The sequence below is a fragment of the Gemmatimonadaceae bacterium genome, from assembly GCA_035533755.1.
In the GTDB taxonomy this organism is placed as follows: Bacteria; Gemmatimonadota; Gemmatimonadetes; order Gemmatimonadales; family Gemmatimonadaceae; genus JAGWRI01.
In genome coordinates this window covers 15,489-37,275 of sequence record DATLTC010000031.1, presented here as the reverse complement: position 1 = coordinate 37,275, position 21,787 = coordinate 15,489, and the positions used below count along the sequence as shown (strand labels likewise).

Sequence of the window (21,787 nt, the reverse complement as noted above, 5' to 3'; positions counted from 1 at the left end):
ACCTGCGACGGACGCCGCCGCGGCGCAACTACGCCGCGCCGCGCGCCGCCACCAGCCGCCGGATGGCCGCGATCCCGAACACCGGACCCAGGGCCAGCATCGCGAACGCCCAGCGCCAGCCGACCAACGCCTCGGCCGGCGGCACGAGCTGGATCGACACCATCGTCAGCAGGAAGCCCAGCGACGTCTGCAGCGTGAGCGCGGTGCCCACGGCGTGCGCCGGCACGCTCTCGGTGACGAGGGCGCTGAACTGCGCCGAGTCGGCGACGACGAAGAATCCCCACACGATGGCCACCGCCGCCACCACCCAGAACAGGCGTCCGAAGGTGAGGCCGATGAGCACCGCGCACGCGCCGCTCGCCGCCATCGCCACCGTCACCAGCCACTCGCGGCCGCGCCGGTCGGCCACCAGCCCGCCCCACACGCATCCCACGCCGCCCGCCGCGATCGCCAGGAAGGACACCAGCGAAGCGATCTCGGTGGTGCGCGCCCCCGTGGCCATGCCGCTCGCCGCCGCGCTCGCGGCGATGAACACCGGCGCCCAGGTCCACATCGAGTACAGCTCGAACATGTGCCCCAGGTATCCGCCGGTGGCCAGGCGCCATTCGCGTTCTTTAAAGACGGTGCCGACGAGCGACCACGAGAACGGCCGCGACGGAAAGGCGTACGGCCCATCGTGGTAGCCCACCGTGACGATCGCCGCGCTCAGCACGGCGAACCCGGTCACCGTGTACAGCACGGCGGCGATCCCGGCGCCGGGAAAGGCGTGCACCAGGTACGGACTGGCCTTGCCCACCGTGAGCGCGCCCACCACCGTCCCGATCCCCAGCCCGCGCTGCGACCGGAACCAGGTGGAGATCATCTTCATCGCCGGCGGATACACGCCGGCCAGCGCGAAGCCGGTCACCAGGCGGAGCACCAGCGCCCGCTCGTACGTGGGCGCGTGCACCAGCGCCGCGTTCGCCGCCGCGCCCGCCAGCGCCGACGCCGCGAACAGTCGCTTGGATGGAATCACGTCGGCCAGGTTCAACACCGCCGTCGTCGCCGTGCCGAGCACGAACCCGAGCTGCACGATCGTCACCAGCCAGCCCGACTGCGACGGCGAGAGCTGCCAGCGGACGGCGAACTGCGGTCCCACCGCCGCCGCGGCGAGCCAGAGCGACATCCCGAACAGCTCGGCCAGCGACAGCAGGATCAGTTGGCGCCAGCGGCGGGGGTCGGCATCGACGGTGGTCATGGCGCGCCGAAGCTAACACGCGCGCGCCGGTCCGGCATCATCGCGCGGCGGCCCGCGCCCACGCGCTCACTTCGCCGGCGGCGGCGCCGGCAGATCCGACAGGTGCTCCTGGATGATCACCCACCGCGCGCCCTGGCGCACGAACACCGCCGTCCACGCGCCGCCGATGTCGTGCGGTTGGCCGGTGGGCGTATGGTGCGGCACGTGATACGTGGCCGTCATCACCGCCGCGTCGGGCGAGAGCACGTCGATGATCATCTGCTTCCAGATCCAGGTGGGCTTCTGCATGTAGCGGCCCACGTTGTCCCAGAAATAATGGATGCCGGCGGCCAGCGAATCGCGCGTCGTGACGATCTTCCCGCCCGCCGCCGAGATGATGCGCCCCGAGTCGGGATAGAGACTCAGCATGTTGCGGGCGATGTGGGGGCGCGACAGATCGTATGCCCTGGTCACCTCGTCGCGGATGTCCTTGCGGATCGCCTCGGCCTGTGCGTGCGTGAGCCCCCAGGGCTCGGACGGCGGGCTGCTGCAAGCGGAGAGCGCGGCGAGCACGGCCAGCGCCCCCGCGATCACGACCCCTCGGCGCGATGTGAGCATGGTCAAGAGAGTACCCCAAAATCTGGCAGATCGCATCCCGACCGTCCGCTGCCGACTGACCACCGCCGGCATGCCGCGCACCGTGCGCAGGGCGCGTGGACTTCCGTCTCTGTCTGCGCCACCTGATCCCGCCCTGTCACCGTGCAGAGACAGATATGCTCGCTTAACGGCGCCGTTGGTTCGTTAAGCCCTGGCGTGAAGCTTGCAGCTTTTGCAGTGCGGCGTATTGTATACAGGCCCGCCGCTCACCCCAGTCGGCACAGGAGACGCTGTGCGCAACTCCACCATTCTCTCCATCGCGCTGCCGCTTGCCGCGGCACTCGGCGCGTGCGGACGTGCCGATCGGACCACCAGCAGCACCGTGGATCTGCAGCGCGATCTCAAGTTGGCCTCCACGACCACGATGGAAGTCCCTTCGACGCCGGTCAATCCCGCCAACTTCAACGATCTCGAGACGCGTCCGCTGAGCGCGCCGCGGCCATCCAGGCGTCTGCGCAAGGAGCCGGGGCCGAGGGCGGTGGCGTCCAAGGCGCCCACGCTTCCGGCAGCGCCCGCGCCCGAGGTGAGCGAGATGCAGCACGCGCCGCAGGCCCCGACGGTCGCGGTCTCGCCCGTGCCGCTGTCCGCGCGCGACCCGGTGGCCACCCTGTCGCGCCCGGCCGCTTCGCCCGGCGCCGCGGGCGCCATGGGAAGCGGCGACTTCGGCCGCGCCGGATCCGGCGGCGGCATGGGACCGTTCACCGGCGTCGTCATTCGCGGCGGCGGCGTGGGCGACGATCACTGCGAGCCGCACGGCCGCGGCGGCGTCTACCTGCCCATGCCCGGCGGCTTCGGCGGTTCGCGCTTCCCCACCATCCGCCCGACGGTCCCCAACATCCACTGAAGCGCGGGTCGTCCCACTTACAAATTCCGTGCATGCCCGCGCCGGCCACGCCCGCCGCGCATCAAGTCGCGGCCCCGTCGCTGCTTACCACACGACATCGCCGCGGCAGCGTACCGCGCCATCTGTTCTGCTTCTGCAAACTGGTTTGACTAACGATCCCGGTTTGCTCATCCTGCATCGTGTCCAGCACGGAGGTGCAGAATGATCGGGCGATTCTTCAGGAGCGCGGGGCCGCAGGTTCTCATCGCCCTCGTCGCGTCGGCGGCCATTGCCGCGCCGAGCAGCGCACAGTCGTCGGCCGGCCGCGCCGACACCACGACCCGAGCCAAGGTCGACACCGTGTGGGTGGATGGCGACACGGCGCGGCAGACGCCCGGCATGCAGGAATTCGAGGCGCGGCGAAAGCTGGGCACCGGCTACTACCTCACGGCCAGTCAGATCGCGGCCCAGCGCGATCGCTCGTTCGCCGACATCATCGTCACCCGGTTCCCGGGGCTTCGCGTGATCGGGAGCGGGCGGCTCGGCGTCCAGTATCTGGCGAGCACGCGCGGCGAGGGCGTGGGCGCGCTCGCGTCCACCAACGGCATGGTCCCCTGTTACATCCATGTCTACGTGGACGGCACGTACCTCAACGACAGCGAGATCAGCTGGATCAACGCGCGCGACGTGGCCGGCGTGGAGTTCTACGACGGCACGCGCACGCCGGCCGCCTACCGCCGGTCGGGCAACGGCTGCGGCGCGCTGCTGGTCTGGACCAATTCGTCGGCCGCGAACTGACACCCGGCGCGTCCACGCCGCATAGGTCACCAGGGTCCCGAGGCTGAGGGGTGTTCGGATGTGGGACGTCCAATCCCACATCCGCACACGCGGCCCCAACCTTCCGCCCGCCTCGGTGGTCTAACTCCTGAACAACGTGGCACTTGGCCCGGCCAGCGTCTGGCACGGGCCTTGCTTTGAAGGGGGGCACGCTCTGCACCCCCTGGCCGAGGATTCGCGTGGACGTCGCCCGCCCCAAGAAGAAGAACACCAAGCGCTATGTCGGCATCGGCATCGGCGCGGTAGCCGTCGTCGTCATCACCGTGATGCTCGCGCGGCTCAAGCCCGCGGCGCCCACGGTGGACGGCGGCACGCTCTGGACCGATACCGTGCGTCGCGGCGACATGGTGCTCGAGGTGCGCGGCCCGGGCAATCTCGTGCCCGAGCACATCCGCCAGGTCACGGCCGGAGCCACGGGACGCATCGACCGGCTGGTGGTGCAGGCCGGCGAGCGCGTGACGCCGCAGACCGTGCTCATCGAGATGTCCAATCCCGACGTGGAGATCGCGGCGCTCCAGGCCCACCAGGCCTATGCCGAGGCGCGGTCCACGCTCATCCAGTTGCGGAGCACGCTGTCGAGCAATCAACTCAGCCAGCAGGCGAGCATCGCCACGCTCCAAACGCAGTACCTGCAGGCGCTGGATCAGGCCAGGGCCACCGATACGCTCGCCGCGCGCCACCTCGCGGCGTCGATGGACGTGGACCACAATCGCCAGGTCGTGCGCGAGCTCGCCGAACGCATGAAGTACGCGGAGCAGACGCTGGCGCTGATGCGGCAGCAGGCCGACTCGCAGATCGTGGCGCAGGTGGCGCAGGTGAACCTGCTCAACACCATGGCCCAGGCGCAGGACCGGAAGTCGAGGAGCCTCATGGTGGTGGCCGGCGATTCGGGCGTGGTGCAGGAGGATCAGGTGCCCGAACTCGGGCAATGGGTAACCGAGGGGCAGCTGGTGGCCAAGGTGGTGCAGCCCGGCAAGCTCAAGGCCGTCTTGCGCATTCCCGAAACACAGGCCAAGGATGTGGTGATCGGACAGAAGGCGCAGGTGGACACCCACAACGGGATCATCGCCGGCCACGTGGCGCGCAAGGACCCGTCGGCGCAGAACGGCACCGTGACCGTGGACGTCTCCCTGGACGGGAAGCTCCCGTCGGGCGCGGTGCCCGACCTCAGCGTGGACGGCACGATCACCATCGAGAAGCTGACCAACGTGCTGTACACCGGGCGGCCGGGCTACGGCGCGGGCTCGGGCACCGTGGGGCTGTTCAAGGTGATCCAGGGCGGATCGTACGCCGAACGGGTGCAGGTGGAACTGGGCCGCAGCTCGGTGAATACCGTGGAGATCCAGCGCGGGCTCGCCGTGGGCGACACGGTGATCCTGTCGGACATGTCACAGTGGGACGCGGTGGACCGGGTGAAGTGCAGCCCCAGATGCCGGGTGGGACAGTAGCGCGGACCGCCGCGCCACGAGTCATTCAATCGGAGCGCTTCATGGGAACGAACGGGCAGGGGCTCATCCAGTTGCAGGGCATCCGGAAGGTGTTCTACACCGACGAGGTCGAGACGCACGCGCTCTCCGACGTGCATCTCGAGATCAAGCAGGGTGAGTACATCGCCATCTCCGGCCCGTCGGGGTGCGGCAAGACCACGCTGCTCTCCATTCTCGGGCTGCTCGACACGCCGTCCGACGGCGAGTACCTGCTCGACGGCCGCCCCGTGGCCGGCCTCGACGCCGGCGACCGGGCGCGCGTGCGCAACCGGCAGATCGGGTTCATCTTCCAGGCGTTCAACCTGATCGGCGATCTCACGGTCTACGAGAACGTCGAGCTGCCGCTCACGTATCGTGGCATGAGCGCCAACGAACGCAAGGAGCGCGTGCACGCGGCGCTCGACCGCGTGGGGATGTCGCACCGCGTGAAGCACTTCCCGGCGCAGCTCTCCGGCGGCCAGCAGCAGCGGGTGGCGGTGGCCCGCGCCGTGGCCGGCGACCCGGCCATCCTCCTGGCCGACGAGCCCACCGGCAACCTCGACTCGGCCAACGGCGAGCAGGTGATGGATCTGCTGCGCGAGCTGCACCGCAACGGCGCCACGATCTGCATGGTGACGCACGATCCGCGCTACGCGGCGCACGCCGATCGCAGCGTGAACCTGTTCGACGGGCGCGTGGTGGACGAGCAGCCGATCGTGGCGCACGCGTAGGCCGGCACCCGGCGCGGACGCGACTGGAGACCCCGATGGACACGCTGTGGCAGGACGTCCGCTTCGCGGCGCGCTCGCTGGGCAAGCACCGCCTGTTCACCCTGGTGGCGGTGCTCACGCTCGCGCTCGGCATCGGCGCCAACACCGCGATCTTCAGCGTCGTCGACGCCGTGCTCATCCGGCAGCTGCCATACGCCGACGCCGGCCGCCTCTACACCATCTGGACGGCGCCAACGGCCACGCCGTCCGACCAGCACCCCGCGTCGCTGCCCGACGTCCGTGATTGGCAGGCCGCCAACACCGGCTTCTCCGGCATCGCCGCCTACGGGTTCAACCGCGTCCAGCTCTCCGGGCCCGAGGGCAGCGAACCCATCCGCGCCGTGCTCGGGACGGCGACCCTGTTCGACGTCCTCCGCGCCACCCCCGTGCTCGGCCGCGTCCCCCGCCCCTCCGACGACCGGCTGCCCGTCGTGGCCATAAGTTATCGCATATGGATGCGCCACTTCGGCGGCGACCGGTCGGTGATCGGCCGGACCGTGGACCTGGGCGGCGACCCGTTCACGGTCATCGGGGTCATGCCCCCCGGCTTCCACTTCCCGACGCCCGACATCGACGCCTGGACCTCGCTCTACGGCATCTACAAAACGTCGGGCCGGGGAGGGGTCGGCGACTGGATCGACAATCGGGGCCTGTTCGGATATCTCGTCGTGGGACGCCTCGCGCCGGGCTCCACGCCCGCCGGCGCGAGCGCGGCGCTGAACCGCGTGCAGGCGCAGCTCGCCCGGACGTACCCGGCTTCCGACAAGGGAGTGGTGATCCACCTCGAGTCGCTCCGCGATCAGACGGTGGGGGGCGTGGCGCGCCTCCTCTGGGTGATGCTCGGCGCGGCGGGATTCGTGCTCCTGCTCGCGTGCGCGAACGTGGCGCACCTGGCGCTGGCGCGCGCCACCGAGCGCGCGCGCGAGATGGCCGTGCGCCGGGCCCTCGGCGCGCCGCGCCGGCGCCTGGTGCGGCAGTTGATCACCGAGAGTCTCGTGCTGGCCGCGGCCGGCGGCTTGGCCGGCGTGCTGCTCGCGACGTGGGCCGTGGCCGTGCTCGTGAAGCTGAGCCCGCCGGACATTCCGCGCATCGAGAACGTGGGGGTCAACGGCCAGGTGATGGCCTACGCGGCGGCGGTGAGCGTGCTCACGGGGGCGCTGTTCGGCCTCGCGCCGGCGCTGGCGTCGTGGCGGCAGGATCCGCAGATCGCGATGCGCGATCAGGGGCGCGGGTTGACGGGCGGCCGCCACTCGGGCCGGCTCCGCTCGTGGCTGGTGGCGGCCGAGACCGCGCTGGCTCTCATGCTGCTCGTTGGCGCGGGGCTGATGGTGCGGGGCTTCGAGAAGTTGACGCACGCCGATCCGGGGTTCGATCCCCACGGCGTGCTCGCGTTCGGCGCGCTGTTCGATCTCGACCGGTACGCCGACGTCTCCAAGCAGGCCGCGACGATGGACGAGCTGCTGGCCCGCTTTCGCGCCATCCCGGGCGTGACGAGCGCAGGCGCGGGCACCAGCCTGCCGCCGTCGCACGTGCAGGAATCGCAGGTGTACACCGTGGTGGGACGGCAAGCGCCCGACCCGGGGCACGTGCCCAACGCGTGGTTCGTGCCGGCGACGCCGGGCTACCTCGCGACCCTGGGGATCCCCGTGACCTCCGGGCGGGACTTCACGACGGCGGATGACCCGCATGCGCCGCTGGTGATGATCGTGAACCGGGAGTTGGTGCGGCGCGCGTTCCCGAAGCAGGATCCGCTCGGGCAGCAGCTCAACGTGGGCGGCGTGATCCGAACGATCGTCGGCGTCACGGGCGACCCCACGTTCAATGGCATCGGGTCACCGCCGGCTCCCGCGGTGTTCGTCCCGTACGCGCAGGCGCCCTTCCCGGGCGTGTGGTTCGCCGTGCGGACGCGGGGCGCGCCGGCGCAGCTGGCCGGCGCGGTGCGCAACGCGTTCCACGCCGTCGATCCGCAACTCGATCCCATCTCGATGGAGCCGATGGAAGCGATGATGGGCGATGAGTTCATTCGCCCGCGCTTCCAGACGTGGCTCCTGGCCACGTTCGGCACCCTGGCCATGGTGCTCGCGGCGATCGGGATCTACGGCGTGGTGGCGTACGGCGTGGTGCAACGGACGGGAGAGCTGGGGCTGCGGCTTGCGCTGGGCGCGCCGACGCGCCACGTGCTGGGCATGGTGGTGCGCCAGGGGATGCTGCCGGTGGTGATCGGGCTGGCAGCCGGCATCGTGGGGAGCGTGGCGCTGTCGCGCCTCATGACGGGACTGCTGTACGGCATCACCGCCACCGACCGGCCCACCTTCGCCGTGGTCGCCGCGGTGTTGGCTGTCGTCGCGCTGGCGGCGGCGTATCTTCCGGCGCGGCGTGCCGCCCGCGTCGATCCCCTCGTCGCGCTGCGCGCCGATTGACCCTCCACGCGACCCCGTCGATGATCTCCCTGCGCAACGTCGAGAAGAGCTATCCCATTGCCGGCGGCCAGACGTTCGTGCTGCGCCGGATCACGCTCGATATCGCCCCCGGCGAGTTCGTGACCATCATGGGCCCGTCGGGCGCCGGCAAGTCCACGCTGCTCGCCGTGCTCGGCATGCTCGACGGGGCCTGGACGGGGGAGTACTTCCTGCACGATCACCCGGTGCACACGCTCGACACCAAGCGGCGCGTGGCGCTGCACAAGCAGTACGTGGGGTTCGTGTTCCAGCAGTACCACCTGCTCGACGATCTCACGGTGGCCGAGAACCTCGACATCCCGCTGTCGTACCGCGACATCAGGAAGTCGGAGCGCCAGGCGATGGTGGCCGACACGCTCGACCGGTTCGGGATGGTGGCCAAGAAGGATCTCTATCCGCACCAGCTGTCCGGCGGCCAGCAGCAGCTGGTGGCCGTGGCCCGCGCCGTGATCCACCAACCGTCCATCCTGCTCGCCGACGAGCCCACCGGCAATCTCCACTCGGCGCAGGGCGCCGAGATCATGGAGCTGTTCACCAGGCTCAACAAGGCCGGCACGACGATCGTCCAGGTGACCCATTCCGAAGTGAACGCGGGCTACGGCAATCGGATCATCAATCTCAAGGACGGCTGGATCGCCTGACGCGTGGCGGCGGCCGGCAATGGCCGCGGCCCGCCGCCCGGCGTAAGCTTCACGCATGACCGCCCCCGCCCGCCTCCTCGTCGCCGACGACGACCGCGACGTGCTCGAAGCCCTCCGCCTGCTGCTCCGCGGCGAGGGCTACGAGGTCGAGACCGCGGCGTCGCCCAACGCGATCGTGTCGTCGGTGAGCACCAGCGACTTCGACGCGCTGCTCATGGACATGAACTACACGCGCGACACCACGGGCGGCGTGGAGGGGCTCGATCTGCTCGGCCGCCTCCAGCGCCTGGACGCCACGCTGCCGGTGATCGTGATGACGGCGTGGGGGAGCATCGAGGGCGCGGTGGAGGCGGTGCGCCGCGGCGCCCGCGACTACATCGAGAAGCCGTGGAACAACGCGCGGCTGCTGCACGTGCTGCGCACGCAGGTCGAACTGGGCCGGGCCATCCGCCAGAGCCAGCGGCTGGAGAGCGAGAACCGGACCCTCCGCCCCGCAGGCGCCCCCCGGTTGATCGCCCAGTCCGCCGCCATGCAGCCCCTGCTGCGGCTCATGGAGCGCATCGGCCCATCCGACGCCAGCGCCCTCATCACCGGCGAGCACGGCACGGGCAAGGAAGTGGTGGCCGGGTGGCTGCACGCCGCGTCGCCGCGCCACCCACGCCCCATGGTCACCGTCAACCTCGGCGGCCTGTCCGAGGGCGTGTTCGAGAGCGAGCTGTTCGGGCATGTGAAGGGCTCGTTCACCGACGCCAAGACCGACCGCGTGGGACGCTTCGAGCTGGCCGACGGCGGCACGCTGTTCCTGGACGAGATCGCGAATCTCTCGCTCGCCCAGCAGTCCAAGCTGCTGCGCGTGCTGCAGACCGGGGAATTCGAACGCGTGGGCTCGTCCAAGACGCGCCGCGTGGACGTGCGCATCCTCGCCGCCACGAACGCCGATCTGCGCGCCGAGGTGGCGGCCGGACGGTTCCGCGAGGATCTGTTCTTCCGGCTGAACACGGTGGAGCTCCACCTGCCGCCGCTGCGCGAGCGCCGCGAGGACATTCCGCTCCTCGCCACGCACTTTCTCCAGAGCTTCGCGGCGCACTACCGGCGAGCGGTCGCCGGCTTCAGCCCCGAGGCCATGCAGGCACTGTTGCGCTACGGGTGGCCCGGCAACGTGCGCGAGCTCGCGCACGCCGTGGAGCGCGCCACGCTGCTCGCCCAGGGCGAGTCGGTGGGCGATGCCGACCTGTCGCTGCGGCAGGCCGCCGGCGGCGCCGCGCCGCCGCTGGACGAGATGAGCCTCGAGGACGTGGAGCGCGTGCTCGTGAGCAAGGCCATGGCCCGCTACGAAGGGAACGTGAGCCTGGCCGCCAAGGCCCTCGGCCTGTCGCGCAGCGCGCTCTACCGGCGCCTGCAGCGCCACAACCTGTAGCCGCCGGCCATGGCGTCGCACGAACGCCAGGTCACCCTCCTCGCGCTCGCCTCCCCGCTGCCGGCGTTGCTCGTGGCGCTCGGGTTGCTCTGGACGGGCGGCTACGCCCCGCGCATGCAGTGGACGCTCACCGTGCTGCTCGTGGCGCTCTGGCTCGTGCTCGCGTTCGCGCTGCGCGACCGCGTGGTGCGCCCCCTGCAGACGCTGTCCAACATGCTCGCCGCCGTGCGCGAGCAGGACTACTCGCTGCGCGGCCGCCGCGCCAGCACCGAGGACGCGCTGGGGCTGGCCATGCTCGAGATGAATTCGCTCATGGACGAGCTGCGCGAGCGGCGCCTGGGCGCGCTCGAGGCCACCGCGCTCCTGCAGCGCGTGATGGCGGAGATCGACGTGGCCGTGTTCGCGTTCGACGACGCCGGCGCGCTGCGCGTGGTGAACGCGAGCGGCGAACGGCTGCTCGGCCAGCCGTCGGAACGGCTGCTCGGGCGGCGCGCCGAGGAGGTCGGCCTCGAGGAATGCCTGAGCGGCGACGCGCCGCGCGTGGTGGAACTCGCTCTCGCCGGCCAGCGCGGCCGCTGGGAGGTGCGGCGCGGCGGCTTCCGGCAGGGCGGCCGCCCGCACCGGTTCGTGGTGCTCGCCGACGTGAGCCGCGCCCTGCGCGACGAGGAGCGCAAGGCGTGGCAGCGGCTGATCCGCGTGCTCGGCCACGAGATCAACAATTCGATCACGCCCATCAAGTCGCTCGCCGAGCAGTTCCAGGAGTCGCTGCGCCGCGGTCCCCCCGACGAGGCCATGCGCGCCGACATGCAGTCGGGATTGGGCGTGATCGCGACCCGCTCCGAGGGGCTGACGCGATTCCTGGCGTCGTACACGCGGCTGGCCAAGCTGCCCGCGCCGCGGCTCGCGTCGATCGCCGTGGGCGCGTGGGTCACCCGCGTCGCGCAACTCGAGACGCGGCTCCCGGTGGAGGTGCGCCCCGGCCCCGACGTCGTCCTGCTCGCCGACGGCGACCAGCTCGATCAGCTGCTGATCAATCTCGTGCGCAACGCCGTGGACGCGGCGCTCGAGACCGGGGGCGGCGTGCGCGTGACGTGGCGCCGCGACGGCGCGAGGTTCGAGCTGGTGGTGCAGGACGACGGCCCCGGGCTGCCGCACACCACCAATCTGTTCGTCCCGTTCTTCACCACCAAGCCGGGCGGCACCGGGATCGGGCTGGTGCTGTCACAGCAGATCGCCGAGGCGCACGGGGGATCGGTGGCGCTGGTGGATCGCACCGAGGGACGCGGGTGCGAGGCGCGGCTGGTGCTATCGTGCTGAGGGTTGGGACGCCGAGCTCGCGTCCCGCACCAGCGCGATCACCGTCGCGATGTCCGCCTCGGTGGTCCGATAGCTGAGGATGCACAGCCGCAGCGAGAACGCGCCGCGCAGCCGCGTGGACGACATCAACACCTTCCCGCTGGCGTTCACCGCCGCATTCACCCGTTCGTTCAACGCGTCGAGCGCGGCCGCATCGTCCACGCCCGGCGGATGGACGCGGAAGCAGATCACGCCGAACTGCGCCGGCGACAGCACTTCGAGATCGGGCGCGGCGCGCACCAGCCGCTCGGCGTGATCGGCCAGCTCCATGCACTGCGCGATGGCGGCGCGGATCGGCGCCACGCCGAAGTAGTTCACCGACACCCACACCTTGAACGCGCGTGAATACCGCGTGAGCTGCTCGCCGGAGTCGGCGAAGTTCACGTCCTGGTCGCGGGCTTCGGCGTCCTTGAGGTAGTCGGCGAAGATGTGGAACGCCGCCTCCAGGCGGGCCGGCTCGCGCGCCAGCAGGCACCCGCACTCGAACGGCACGAACAGCCACTTGTGCGGATCGAGCGTGACCGTGTCGGCCCGCGCGATGCCGTCCAGCAACGCGCGTCCGCGCGCCGTGAGCACGGCGAAGCCCGCGTACGCGGCGTCGATGTGATACCAGAGCCCCTCGCGCGCCGCCACGTCGGCCAGCGCGTGCAACGGATCCACGGCGCCGGTGTTCGTCGCCCCCGCGTTGCCCACCACGAGAAAGGGCCGCAGTCCCGCCGCCCGGTCGGCCGCGATCGCCGCGTCGAGCGCGTCCACGCGCATGCGAAACCGGCCGTCGCTCGCCACCGCGCGCACGTTGGCCCGCGGAATGCCGGCGATCCACGCCGCGCGCGCCACCGACGAGTGCGCCTGGTCCGACGCGTAGAGCGTGAGCCGCGGCAGATCCTGCGGCTCGTCCCCCAACGCCGCGTGCCGCGCCGCCACGACCGCGGTGAGCGTGGCGTTCGATCCGCCGGACGTGAGCAGCCCGCGCGTGCCCTCCGGCATGCCCATCCACTGGCGGAACCACTCGAGCACCGTCAACTCGATCTCGTTGGGCCCCGCGGCCACCGACCACACGCCGGCGAAGAAGTTGTAGCCGGTGGCGATCCAGTCGCCCACCACGGCGGGAAAGGTGGGATGGCTGGGCACGTAGCCCATGAAGAACGGGTGCGGCTCGCGCGCATGATACGGGAACACCCGTTCGCGCAGTGTGGCCAGGATCTGGTCGAACGACGTGCCCTGTTCGGGCGCGCGGCCGGAAAGCCCCACCAGCTCGCGCGCCGTCTTGCGGTCGATCGGATGCTGCACCGGCTCGCTGCGGACGTTCGCGAGATGCTCCGCCACCAGGTCGGTGACTTGATGGCCCAGCCGTCGCATCGTCTCCTGGTCGAGATCCAGAGGAGACGACGCCATCAGCAGGGGTCCGCGCCGCGCATCAGCGCTTCTTGCCGTGCTTGGCTGGCTTCCGGGCAGCAGGCTTCCGCGCCGCGGTTTTCCCGCTCGGATGCCTGGCGGCCAGCTTCCTGGCCGCCGGCTTGGAGGCCTTTTTCGCGGCGGGCTTGGCGGCGGCCTTCTTCGGCGCCGCCTTGCTCCCGCCCGCGTGTTTGGCGGGCGGGACGGCCGCTTTCTTGGCCTTGACCGGAGCCACCGCCGCCGGGACCACCGCCCGCAGGGGCGGAAGCGGGTTCTTGCGGGGACGGCCGCTCTTCCGCGCCGCCTGGCCATCGGCCATCAGCTTGTCGAAGGCGGCCTTGGCTTCGGCCAGCAGCACCGCATGGGTGGAACCGCGCTCGCTCTGCGAGCGCTCCTTTTCCGCGCGGAACAGATCTTCCGGAGAAGTCATGGGTCGGGCCTGTGCAGTGGTGAACCGCGGTCGCCGGCCCCCTTGGCACCAAGGGGAAGTCGCGGGATAGCCTAACGAATATGCCACCGAATGCTCGCGCTGCCTATGGGGGAAGTCCGGAATTGCCCCCTCGGGCAACCACCGGCCCGGCGGCATCCCGGCCCGGCCCGATCCCGGAACGCTATTATTGGGCAACGGAGCACCACATGCCCTCTCGCGTCTCCACCCGCGCCGGCGTTCTCGCCCTGGCTCTGGCCGGCGCCCTCGTCTCGGCCTGCGCCACCCGCGTCCCCGACCGCGTCCCCAACGGCCAGTGGGGCGGACCGCACGCCGGCATGGTGGTCTCCGACACCGGCGCCACCATCGAGTACGACTGCGGAGCCGGCCGCATCTCCGGCGCCATGACGCTGGACGCGCACGGCGCGTTCGACCTGCCGGGCCTGTACATCCGCGAGGGCCCGGGCCCCGTGCCCGCCAACGATTCCCTCGTGCCCAAGCTCCCGGCCCGCTACACGGGGCACACCGACGGCCACACGATGACGCTCACCATGACCGTGCTCGACGGCTCGATCGCCCCGCAGAGCTATGAGCTGGTGTTCGGGGGAAATCCGAACGTCTTCAAGTGCGTGTGAACGATGGCCGGCCGTGAGCGGCGCGCGGTCATCGGCCGTACCCGTACTTGCTGAGAATGGCCTGCACCTTGTCGATCGGCACCGGTTGCACGGTGCGTCCCTGGTTCGTTACCGGCGTCGCCATGAACAGCGAGTTGTAGATCGCCTCTTCCGTGGCCTCGACCACCGCCTCGAACAGCGGGGACATCTCGTCGTTGGTCAACTCCTCCACGTCGGGACGGCGCTGGTCGGCGCCGCGCTGCAGCGCCGGGTTGGCCGAGAAGGCGATGACGTAGTCGCCCGACCCGTTGGCCGCGAACGACCCCGTGCGGGCCAACCCCATGATCGCCCGCGACGCCAACCGCCGCAGATTCCGATCGAGGATCGGCGCGTCGGTGGCCACGACGATCATGCACGACCCGTTGGCGCTCTGGTCGTCCACGTCGTGCTGGAACGAATACTGTCCCAGCTCCCTGCCCACCGGCGCCCCCAGCACCTGCAGGATCCCGCCGTAGTTGGTCTGCACGAGCACGCCCACCGTCCACCCGCCCAGCGACTTGGGGAGCACGCGCGACGACGTGCCGATGCCGCCCTTCCAACCGAACGCGATCGTGCCGCGGCCGGCCCCCACGCTTCCCTCGGCCACCGGTCCCCCCGTGGCCGACTCGAGCGCGTGCACCACCTCGGCCGGCGTGATCGGACGCGACCGGATGGCGTTGAGGGTGCCGTCGTTGGTTTCCCCCACCACGGGATTGATGGACTTCACGTGCTCCATGCCGGGCTGGGCGAGCAGCCACCCCACCATCGCGTCGGCGGCGCGCCACACGCAGAGCGTGCAGGTGAGCAGGATCGGCGTCTCGATCTCCCCCAACTCCCCCACCTGGGTCACGCCCACCAGCTTCCCGAACCCGTTGCCCACGACGATGGCCGCCGGCACGCGCGCGGCGAACATGTTGCCGGCATGCGGGAGGATGGCGGTGATCCCGGTGTGGATGGAGTCGCCATCGTCCACCGTGGTCTGGCCCACGAGCACGCCGGCCACGTCGGTGATCGCGTTGTTCGCGCCGGGCGCGAAGATGCCGGGCGCCACGCCCAGCTGACGCGCGCGCCGCGGCGCCTGCGACTGCGCGTGAAGTGTCGCGGACGCGAGGACCAGGAGTCCGGCCAGGGTCACTGCGCTGCGGGCCATCGTCATCGTATACCTCGGGTTGCGGGACGCCGGTGCGTGCCGTGCGCGTCCAATGTACCTTGGTGCAGTCCGCCGCAGAACGCCGGCGCCACCCGCCTCCATGGCCTCTACCTCTACCTCCCCCTCGCCCGCTGATTCCGCGGCGCCACTCCACACCGCGCTGGGCGTGGTGCTGCTCGGCATCGCGGCGCTGGGCGTGGGATTGGTGGCGGCGCCCTACAAGGCGTTCGACCTCGACCGCTTCTTCGTGCCCAAGGAGCTGGTGCTGCACGTGGCGGCGCTGTGCATCGCCTTCCCGATCGTGCGGCGGAGCCGGCGCGTGCCGTTCACCGGCGTGGACGTCCTGCTCGCGCTGTATCTGGCGCTGAGCGTGGTCTCGGCGCTGTTCGCCGCCAACGCGTGGCTGGCCACGCGGGCGCTGGCCGTCACCTGGTCGAGCCTGCTGCTCTTCTGGAGCGCCACCGCGTTCACGGCGGGGAGCCCCAGGCGCCGGCGCACCATCACCGGGCTGCTGGCGGTGGCCGTGGTCGCCGTGGCGGTCTCGGCGCTCGTCCAGGCCTACGGGGCGGACTCCACGTTCTTCAGCACCAACCGCGCGCCGGGCGGCACGCTGGGCAACCGCAACTTCGTGGCCCACCTGGCCGCCATCATCACGCCGCTGCTCATCGTGACCGCCGTCGGCGCGCGCCGGTGGTTGGCCACGGCGGCCGCGGCCCTGGGGTTGGCCGCCGTGTCGGCCATCCTCGTGCTGTCGCGCACGCGCGCCGCGTGGATCGCCCTCGCCGCATGCGTCATCGTGCTCCTGCCCGGCGTGTGGCGGGCGCGGCGCAAATGGCGCGTGCCCGGCATGCGCCGCCGGCTGGCATTGATCGGATGCGTGGCGGCGGCGGCGGTGGGCGCGGCCGTCTTCGCGCCCAATGCGCTCGAATGGCGCAGCAAGTCGCCGTACCTCGACACGATGAAGAACGTGGCCGACTACAAGGGCGGCAGCGGACGCGGACGCCTGCTGCAATACGAGAATTCCATCCGCCTCGCGCTGCACCATCCCCTGCTGGGCGTGGGCCCCGGCAACTGGGCCGTGGCGTACCCCGCCATCGTGCCGGCCAGCGATCCGTCGCTCGACGACCAGACCCGCATGACCGCCAACCCGTGGCCGAGCAGCGACTGGATGGCGTTCGTCTCGGAGCGGGGGTGGATCGCCACGGGGTGCCTGGCGTTGGCCATGCTCATGCTGCTGAGCGATGCCGCCGGACAACTCCTGTCGGCCACCGCGTTCGACGACTACCTGCGCGGCCTGGCGCTGGGCGGCACGGTGATCGCGACGGTGATCGTGGGACTGTTCGACGCCGTGTTGCTGCTGCCGGCGCCGGCGCTGATCGTGTTCGCGGCCCTGGGGGCGTTGCGCACGCCGCCCGTCCGGCGCGCCTTCGCGCCGCCGGCCGCCCTGCGGGCCGCGCTCGCCGCCGCGGTGGTGGCGGTGGGCGTGGGCGCTGCGGCGCGCAGCGCCTTCATGCTGCGCGCCATGCGCGACTACGAACACGACGCGGTGGTCACCGCGGCCCGCGAGGATCCGGGAAGCTACCGCATCCAGATGCGCCTGGCGGACGACGCCGCGGCGCGCGGCCGGTGCGATCTCGTGCGCGTCCACGCCGGCGCGGCGCGGGCGTTGTTTCCCTATGCGCCGGCGCCCAAGCGGCGGCTGGCGGAGTGCTCCCGGTCAGCGCCGCGTTGAGTCGCGCGCGCCCACGTCGAACACGTAGAGTCCGCCGGTGCTGTCGGCGAGCGTGAGGCGGGGCGACGCGGTGGAGTCGGCGGCCAGCGCACGCGCCGCGTCCACTTCGCCCGGCGACTGGACCAGCACGAACCGGGCGCCCGACGCCTGCAGGATCTGCCGCAGGTATTCCGCGTTCTGCGCCGGCGTGCGGTCGTGCAGATACTGCGCGGCCGTGAACGTGGCCACCGGCACCGCCTGGCGCTCGGCGTACAGGTAGATCATCGGCTCCGCCTCGCCGGCGATCACGTCGCTGCGTCTGGTGTGCAGGCGCACCCATTGGATGGCCGCCTGCGCGCGATCTCCCATCGAGCGCGGAATGCTCGCCCACCACGCCCCCCGGTAGCCGCGCGCGTTGTAGCGCAGCATGCCGGGCACCAGGCACAGCCCGGCCACGGCCACGGCCACGCGAAGCGCCCGCGGGGCCGTGGGCGATCGCAGCACTTCGAGCGGCACCAGGAGCACCAGCATGAGCAGCGGCCACACGCCCCAGATGAACCGGAGCGGCCCGCCGGGCCACACCACCACCAGCGCCACGTACAACGCCAGGAACAGCAGCGTGACCGGCGCCCGGCGCCGTGCCCGCCACGCGCCGTAGCCGAGCAGCGCGGCCAGCAGCAGCACCACCAGCCTCGTCATCGCCGTGGACACCGAGTAGCGGAACGACGTCGCCACGCCCACGGCGATCGTGGCCACGTTCACCCGCGCCGTGTCCAACAGTTGCGCCGCGCCGAGCGCGCGCACCCCGTCCACGAACCAGCCGAAGTAGCCGCCGTACGCGCCCTGCAGCACCGGCGCCACGTCGTGCGCGTGCACCGCCGACCAGAGCAACCAGGGCGAGAGGCAGAACAGCGACGCGCCCAGATACCAGCCCACGGCGCGCCAGGCCCGCCGTGCCGCCCACACCAGCACCACGGCCACGATCAACATCACGCCGATCGACCGCACGAGCACCACGGCGGCGCTCAGGATCCCCAGCCAGAGCGCTTCGCGCCGCGCCGGCTGATGGCGGATCATCTCGTCGGCCAGGATCAGCGCCGGGATGAGCAGTGCCAGGAACAACGGCTCGGAGAGCACCATGTTGGTGAGCACGAGCATCGGGATGGTCAGCGTCCCGAGCACCGTGGCCAGCACGGCTACGCCCGGCGACATCTCCAGCACGTGCACCGCATGGCGGCACGCGGTCCACGCCACCACGCCCAGCAGCAGCACGTTCAGGAGCTTGAACAGGACCACGTTGGCCGGAAACGCCGGGCCGATCTTCCACAGCAGCGCCAGCAGCAGCGGATAGCCCGGCGGGTAGTGCACCGCCGCCGGCAGGCCGGGCAGGTTGAGGAACCGGTACCCGTGTCCCGTGGCCAGCGACTTGGCGAGAATCGCGTACAGGCCGTCGTCGTAGAATCCGCCCACCGGCAGGTAGTCGAGCGTCACGAGCCCCACGATCACCGCGAGGATCGCGACCGTGGTCTCCGCCGGAATGACGATGCGGTCGTTGTCGCTCACTGGGTCCCGCTCCCGAAACAGGTGACGAGATGGTCGTTCACGAGGCCCATGGCCTGCATGAACGCGTAGCAGATGGTGGACCCCACGAACCGGAATCCGCGCCCGCGCAGATCCTTGCTCAGCGCATCGGATTGCCCGGTGCGCGCCGGCACCTGGCGCATGGTGCGCGGGCGGTTCACCCGCGGCGTGCCGTCCACGAACCGCCAGACGTAGGCATCGAAGCTGCCGAACTCGCGCTGCACCGCCAGCAGCGCCCGCGCGTTGGACACCGCGCTCTCCACCTTGAGCCGGTGACGCACGATGTCCGGATTCGTGAGCAACCGCTCCACGCGCGCCGGCGTGAACCGCGCCACACGCGCCGGGTCGAACGCCGCGAACGCCTCGCGATAGCCCTCGCGCTTGCGGAGAATGGTTTCCCAGCTCAGCCCGGCCTGCGCCCCCTCGAGCACCAGGAACTCGAACAGCACCCGGTCGTCGTGCACCGGCACGCCCCATTCCTCATCGTGGTAGGCGATGCTGAGCGGGGTGGCGGCCCACGCGCAGCGCGCGGGCGGACGGGCGGTTCGACGCGAAGGGGAGGCGGGCATCGGCTATCAAGCTGCGCCCGCCGCGCGCGAAAGTAAACGCCGGCTATTCGTGCCGGATGGCGTCGATGGGCGACAGCCGCGCCGCCTTCACCGCCGGATAGAGTCCGAATCCGATCCCCACGACCAGCGCCGCGAGCGCCGCCACCAGCACCGTGCTCCACGACAGGCCGGCGTACAGCCGCGCGTGGGTGCGCATGCGCATGAACGCCGTGACGGCGTACGCGGCGCCCACCCCCGCCCCCGCGCCGACCACCGCGCCCGCCCCCGAGATCGCGACCGACTCCGACAGGAATTGCATCATGATCTCGCGACGCCGCGCCCCCGTGGCGCGCCGGATGCCGATCTCGCGGGTGCGCTCGGCCACGCTCGCCAGCAGCACGTTCATGATCCCGATCCCGCCCACGAGCAGCGAGATTCCCGTGAGCGCGCCCATCAGCAATTTGAACAGCAACAACCCCTGCTGCACCTGCGCCACCCGATACTCGTTGGTGATCACGTCCACCCGCTGCGCCCAGGCGGTGTCGCCGGCGGCCAGCCACTTCTGCACCGCAGCCCGCGCCGCGCTCACCTGGTCCACGCTGTCCACGTGCACCAGCAGGTCCGGAACGCGCGGCTCCGCGGTGGGCGTCATCAGCGCCGTGGCGCCCACCACCGGCACCGCCACGAGCATCTCGAGCGAATCGGCGTCGGGCGCGATCACGCCGATCACCCGCCGGGGCGCGCCCTGCACGTCGACGGTCGAGTCGAGCAGCGAGGCCGGCGGCCCGGGCGCCGCCAGCGCCGCCGCCAGGCGGCGCGACAGCACGGCCACCGGCGCCCCGGTCCGCGCCTCGTCCGCAGAGAAGAACCGGCCCGCCTCCGGCCGCATGCCGCGCATGGCCAGCAGCCGTGGCGTGACCCCGAGCACGGTGGCGCCGCGCGGAAGCCCGCTCGCGCCGGCGCGCGTCACGAGGGCGCTGCCGCGCACCAGCAGCCCCACCTCGCCGCGCACGGGGAGCGCGCGCTCCAGGGCGTCGGCGTCGGCCGCGGTGAACACACGGATGTCGGCGCGCGGAAAACGCTGGCCGTCCACGGTCCGCGTGGTCAGCGACCGCACCTCCACGTACTGCAGGTCGGTGGTCTGGTTGATCTGGGACCGCGCGAACCGCTCCATCCCGTCGCCCAGCGACAGCACCGACACGAGCGACGCCACGCCCATGACCACGCCGAGCGTGGACAGCAGCGTGCGCAGGGGGTTGGCGCGCAGCGCCGAGAAACCCACCCGCGTGGAAGCCAGGGACGAGGTGAACATGGTGGACCGGAAGATGAAGCGCCCGCCGGCGGCGGACTGCCAGGCCTTACGATTCGACGGCGCGCAGGGATTCAGTGGTCCGGCCGGAGCGCCGGGGCGCCAGCGCCGAGGTCCAGACCCGCACGCAGTCGCGGCCGCTGCGCTTGGCATGGTACAACGCGTCGTCGGCGCGCCGCTTGATCTCCTCCACCACGTCGTCGTGCAGGTCCGCGCCCTTGGACACCACCCCGATGCTCACCGACAGGCGCACCGGCCGGTTGCCGGCCAGGAAATCGTGCGCCCGGATGGCGTCGCACATCCGCACGGCCACCTGATGCGCGCCCGCCGGGGTGGTGTCCGGCAGGATGATCGAGAACTCCTCGCCGCCCGTGCGCGCCACCACGTCGCCGGCCCGGCGCGATTGCTTGAGCAGCATCCCGATCTCGCGCAGCACCGCGTCGCCCGCCAGGTGTCCGCGGGTGTCGTTCACGGTCTTGAAATAATCCAGGTCGAGCGCCAGCAGCGAGAACTCGCTTCCGGCGCGCGTGGCCCGGGCCACTTCGCGCGCCACCTCCTGGTCGAACCCGCGCCGGTTCACGCATCCGGTGAGGGCGTCGGTGAGCACCATGCTCGAGATCCGCTCCCGCACCCGGTTGTACGCCACGCCCACCATCGTCACCGCGTCGGGATGCGGGTCGGCTTCCACGTCGTAGGGAATCGCGAACTCGCCTTCCTCCCCCCGCTCGATCAGCCGCGCGATCACGCCAAGCCGCCGCGTCAAGCTGCCGTATTGCAGGAAGAAGGTCGCGCCCACCACGGCGAATGCCGCCACCGACCACAGCTCCTCGGACCACACGAGCGGCGCGTGGGCGTTGATGGCCACCGACACCAGCACCAGATATCCGCAGATCACGGCGAACAGCGCCAGCAGCGCCTGCGCGCGGCCGAAATACAGGTCGGTGAGATGCAGCGCGACGAACGAGAGGATGAGGATGCGGCCGTAATACGCCGGCGCGGACACGAGCAGCGTGACCGCGAACACGTACGCGATGTCGGCGATGATCGTCGCCGTCACGCCCCACCCGCCCACCTCGCGCCGTGTCGCGGCCACCGCCATCACGCCGCCCACCACCACCGCATAGCTCACCAGCGCGATCGCCAGCGGCGCGATGGGCCGTGCCGCGCCCGACGCCTGCAGCAGCAGGAACGCGGCGATACCCACCACCACCGCAACGCAACACCGGATCTTCCCCTGCCAGAGAAGTGTGTCTGCCTGGAACCGGTTGCGGACGCTGGGAGGTAGAGTCACGGGCGGAGGGATGACATGAAGCCGGCATCGGCCGAGCGCGCGTCTCGGTCCTCCGGAGACGGGCGGCTCACGACTGCCCT

19 protein-coding genes are annotated in these 21,787 nt (G+C 71.3%); 10 read left to right on the top strand and 9 right to left on the bottom strand.

Annotated features, from left to right (window positions below):
- Positions 1–28 precede the first annotated feature (28 nt).
- Positions 29–1,237 carry an MFS transporter gene (locus tag VNE60_05715; protein ID HVB31007.1) on the bottom strand — a complete coding sequence of 403 codons (1,209 nt, stop codon included), beginning with the start codon at positions 1,235–1,237 and terminating at the stop codon, positions 29–31.
- 66 nt (positions 1,238–1,303) lie between these two features.
- Positions 1,304–1,834, bottom strand: a complete 531-nt coding sequence (locus VNE60_05710) for a nuclear transport factor 2 family protein (GenBank protein ID HVB31006.1) — start codon at positions 1,832–1,834, stop codon at positions 1,304–1,306.
- Positions 1,835–2,105: 271 nt separating this feature from the next.
- Here VNE60_05710 and VNE60_05705 point away from each other — a divergent pair, with 271 nt between their 5' ends.
- The 8 genes from VNE60_05705 (at position 2,106) to VNE60_05670 (ending at position 11,603) form a co-directional block, all read left to right on the top strand.
- Entirely contained in the window at positions 2,106–2,717 is a 612-nt protein-coding gene (locus VNE60_05705; GenBank protein HVB31005.1) for a hypothetical protein, read from the top strand.
- A 201-nt stretch (positions 2,718–2,918) separates the two neighbouring features.
- Positions 2,919–3,494, top strand: a complete 576-nt coding sequence (locus tag VNE60_05700; GenBank protein ID HVB31004.1) for a TonB-dependent receptor plug domain-containing protein — start codon at positions 2,919–2,921, stop codon at positions 3,492–3,494.
- 218 nt (positions 3,495–3,712) lie between these two features.
- Positions 3,713–4,981 carry an HlyD family efflux transporter periplasmic adaptor subunit gene (locus VNE60_05695; GenBank protein HVB31003.1) on the top strand — a complete coding sequence of 423 codons (1,269 nt, stop codon included), beginning with the start codon at positions 3,713–3,715 and terminating at the stop codon, positions 4,979–4,981.
- A gap of 41 nt (positions 4,982–5,022) precedes the next feature.
- The gene (locus VNE60_05690; GenBank protein HVB31002.1) at positions 5,023–5,730 is read left to right on the top strand and encodes an ABC transporter ATP-binding protein; all 708 of its coding nucleotides are present in this window, start codon (positions 5,023–5,025) and stop codon (positions 5,728–5,730) included.
- Positions 5,731–5,765: 35 nt separating this feature from the next.
- The gene (locus VNE60_05685; protein HVB31001.1) at positions 5,766–8,189 is read left to right on the top strand and encodes an ABC transporter permease; all 2,424 of its coding nucleotides are present in this window, start codon (positions 5,766–5,768) and stop codon (positions 8,187–8,189) included.
- Between the two features lie 20 nt (positions 8,190–8,209).
- Entirely contained in the window at positions 8,210–8,869 is a 660-nt protein-coding gene (locus VNE60_05680) for an ABC transporter ATP-binding protein (GenBank protein ID HVB31000.1), read from the top strand.
- 55 nt (positions 8,870–8,924) lie between these two features.
- Positions 8,925–10,286, top strand: a complete 1,362-nt coding sequence (locus VNE60_05675; protein ID HVB30999.1) for a sigma-54 dependent transcriptional regulator — start codon at positions 8,925–8,927, stop codon at positions 10,284–10,286.
- 9 nt (positions 10,287–10,295) lie between these two features.
- Positions 10,296–11,603, top strand: a complete 1,308-nt coding sequence (locus tag VNE60_05670; GenBank protein ID HVB30998.1) for an ATP-binding protein — start codon at positions 10,296–10,298, stop codon at positions 11,601–11,603.
- Here VNE60_05670 and VNE60_05665 read toward each other — a convergent pair.
- Both VNE60_05665 and VNE60_05660 read right to left on the bottom strand, forming a co-directional pair.
- Positions 11,592–13,037 (bottom strand): aminotransferase class I/II-fold pyridoxal phosphate-dependent enzyme, encoded by a 1,446-nt coding sequence (locus tag VNE60_05665; protein HVB30997.1) that lies wholly within the window; start codon positions 13,035–13,037, stop codon positions 11,592–11,594. The genes VNE60_05670 and VNE60_05665 overlap by 12 nt on opposite strands.
- 22 nt (positions 13,038–13,059) lie before the next feature.
- Complete coding sequence (locus VNE60_05660) at positions 13,060–13,467, bottom strand: hypothetical protein (GenBank protein ID HVB30996.1); 408 nt, start codon at positions 13,465–13,467, stop codon at positions 13,060–13,062.
- A gap of 206 nt (positions 13,468–13,673) precedes the next feature.
- On the opposite strand from VNE60_05660, the gene VNE60_05655 reads away from it, so the two are divergent.
- Positions 13,674–14,099 (top strand): hypothetical protein, encoded by a 426-nt coding sequence (locus VNE60_05655; GenBank protein ID HVB30995.1) that lies wholly within the window; start codon positions 13,674–13,676, stop codon positions 14,097–14,099.
- A gap of 28 nt (positions 14,100–14,127) precedes the next feature.
- Here the strand turns inward: VNE60_05655 and VNE60_05650 are convergent, their stop codons facing one another.
- Positions 14,128–15,267: a P1 family peptidase gene (locus VNE60_05650; protein ID HVB30994.1), complete on the bottom strand. Its 1,140-nt coding sequence runs from the start codon at positions 15,265–15,267 to the stop codon at positions 14,128–14,130.
- A 100-nt stretch (positions 15,268–15,367) separates the two neighbouring features.
- Here VNE60_05650 and VNE60_05645 point away from each other — a divergent pair, with 100 nt between their 5' ends.
- Entirely contained in the window at positions 15,368–16,999 is a 1,632-nt protein-coding gene (locus tag VNE60_05645) for an O-antigen ligase family protein (protein ID HVB30993.1), read from the top strand.
- On the opposite strand, the gene VNE60_05640 is transcribed toward VNE60_05645, so the two are convergent.
- The 4 genes from VNE60_05640 to VNE60_05625 are packed head-to-tail and all read right to left on the bottom strand — an operon-like array spanning position 16,985 to position 21,707.
- Complete coding sequence (locus VNE60_05640; GenBank protein ID HVB30992.1) at positions 16,985–18,541, bottom strand: hypothetical protein; 1,557 nt, start codon at positions 18,539–18,541, stop codon at positions 16,985–16,987. The genes VNE60_05645 and VNE60_05640 overlap by 15 nt on opposite strands.
- Complete coding sequence (locus VNE60_05635; protein ID HVB30991.1) at positions 18,538–19,128, bottom strand: DNA-3-methyladenine glycosylase I; 591 nt, start codon at positions 19,126–19,128, stop codon at positions 18,538–18,540. Before VNE60_05635 ends, VNE60_05640 begins: the two co-directional genes overlap by 4 nt.
- 43 nt (positions 19,129–19,171) lie before the next feature.
- Positions 19,172–20,419, bottom strand: coding sequence for an ABC transporter permease (locus VNE60_05630; GenBank protein ID HVB30990.1), 1,248 nt, complete (start codon positions 20,417–20,419; stop codon positions 19,172–19,174).
- 46 nt (positions 20,420–20,465) lie between these two features.
- The gene (locus VNE60_05625; GenBank protein HVB30989.1) at positions 20,466–21,707 is read right to left on the bottom strand and encodes a GGDEF domain-containing protein; all 1,242 of its coding nucleotides are present in this window, start codon (positions 21,705–21,707) and stop codon (positions 20,466–20,468) included.
- Positions 21,708–21,787: the final 80 nt, after the last annotated feature.

What these genes read in the sequence shown, in the direction of transcription:
- VNE60_05650 (HVB30994.1), bottom strand. Translation starts at nt 15,267, where the DNA reads ATGGCCCGCAGCGCAGTGACCCTGGCCGGACTCCTGGTCCTCGCGTCC.
- VNE60_05630 (HVB30990.1), bottom strand. Translation starts at nt 20,419, where the DNA reads ATGTTCACCTCGTCCCTGGCTTCCACGCGGGTGGGTTTCTCGGCGCTG.
- VNE60_05670 (HVB30998.1), top strand. Translation starts at nt 10,296, where the DNA reads ATGGCGTCGCACGAACGCCAGGTCACCCTCCTCGCGCTCGCCTCCCCG.
- VNE60_05660 (HVB30996.1), bottom strand. Translation starts at nt 13,467, where the DNA reads ATGACTTCTCCGGAAGATCTGTTCCGCGCGGAAAAGGAGCGCTCGCAG.
- VNE60_05710 (HVB31006.1), bottom strand. Translation starts at nt 1,834, where the DNA reads ATGCTCACATCGCGCCGAGGGGTCGTGATCGCGGGGGCGCTGGCCGTG.
- VNE60_05680 (HVB31000.1), top strand. Translation starts at nt 8,210, where the DNA reads ATGATCTCCCTGCGCAACGTCGAGAAGAGCTATCCCATTGCCGGCGGC.
- VNE60_05715 (HVB31007.1), bottom strand. Translation starts at nt 1,237, where the DNA reads ATGACCACCGTCGATGCCGACCCCCGCCGCTGGCGCCAACTGATCCTG.
- VNE60_05675 (HVB30999.1), top strand. Translation starts at nt 8,925, where the DNA reads ATGACCGCCCCCGCCCGCCTCCTCGTCGCCGACGACGACCGCGACGTG.
- VNE60_05690 (HVB31002.1), top strand. Translation starts at nt 5,023, where the DNA reads ATGGGAACGAACGGGCAGGGGCTCATCCAGTTGCAGGGCATCCGGAAG.
- VNE60_05645 (HVB30993.1), top strand. Translation starts at nt 15,368, where the DNA reads ATGGCCTCTACCTCTACCTCCCCCTCGCCCGCTGATTCCGCGGCGCCA.
- VNE60_05655 (HVB30995.1), top strand. Translation starts at nt 13,674, where the DNA reads ATGCCCTCTCGCGTCTCCACCCGCGCCGGCGTTCTCGCCCTGGCTCTG.
- VNE60_05635 (HVB30991.1), bottom strand. Translation starts at nt 19,128, where the DNA reads ATGCCCGCCTCCCCTTCGCGTCGAACCGCCCGTCCGCCCGCGCGCTGC.
- VNE60_05700 (HVB31004.1), top strand. Translation starts at nt 2,919, where the DNA reads ATGATCGGGCGATTCTTCAGGAGCGCGGGGCCGCAGGTTCTCATCGCC.
- VNE60_05685 (HVB31001.1), top strand. Translation starts at nt 5,766, where the DNA reads ATGGACACGCTGTGGCAGGACGTCCGCTTCGCGGCGCGCTCGCTGGGC.
- VNE60_05665 (HVB30997.1), bottom strand. Translation starts at nt 13,037, where the DNA reads ATGGCGTCGTCTCCTCTGGATCTCGACCAGGAGACGATGCGACGGCTG.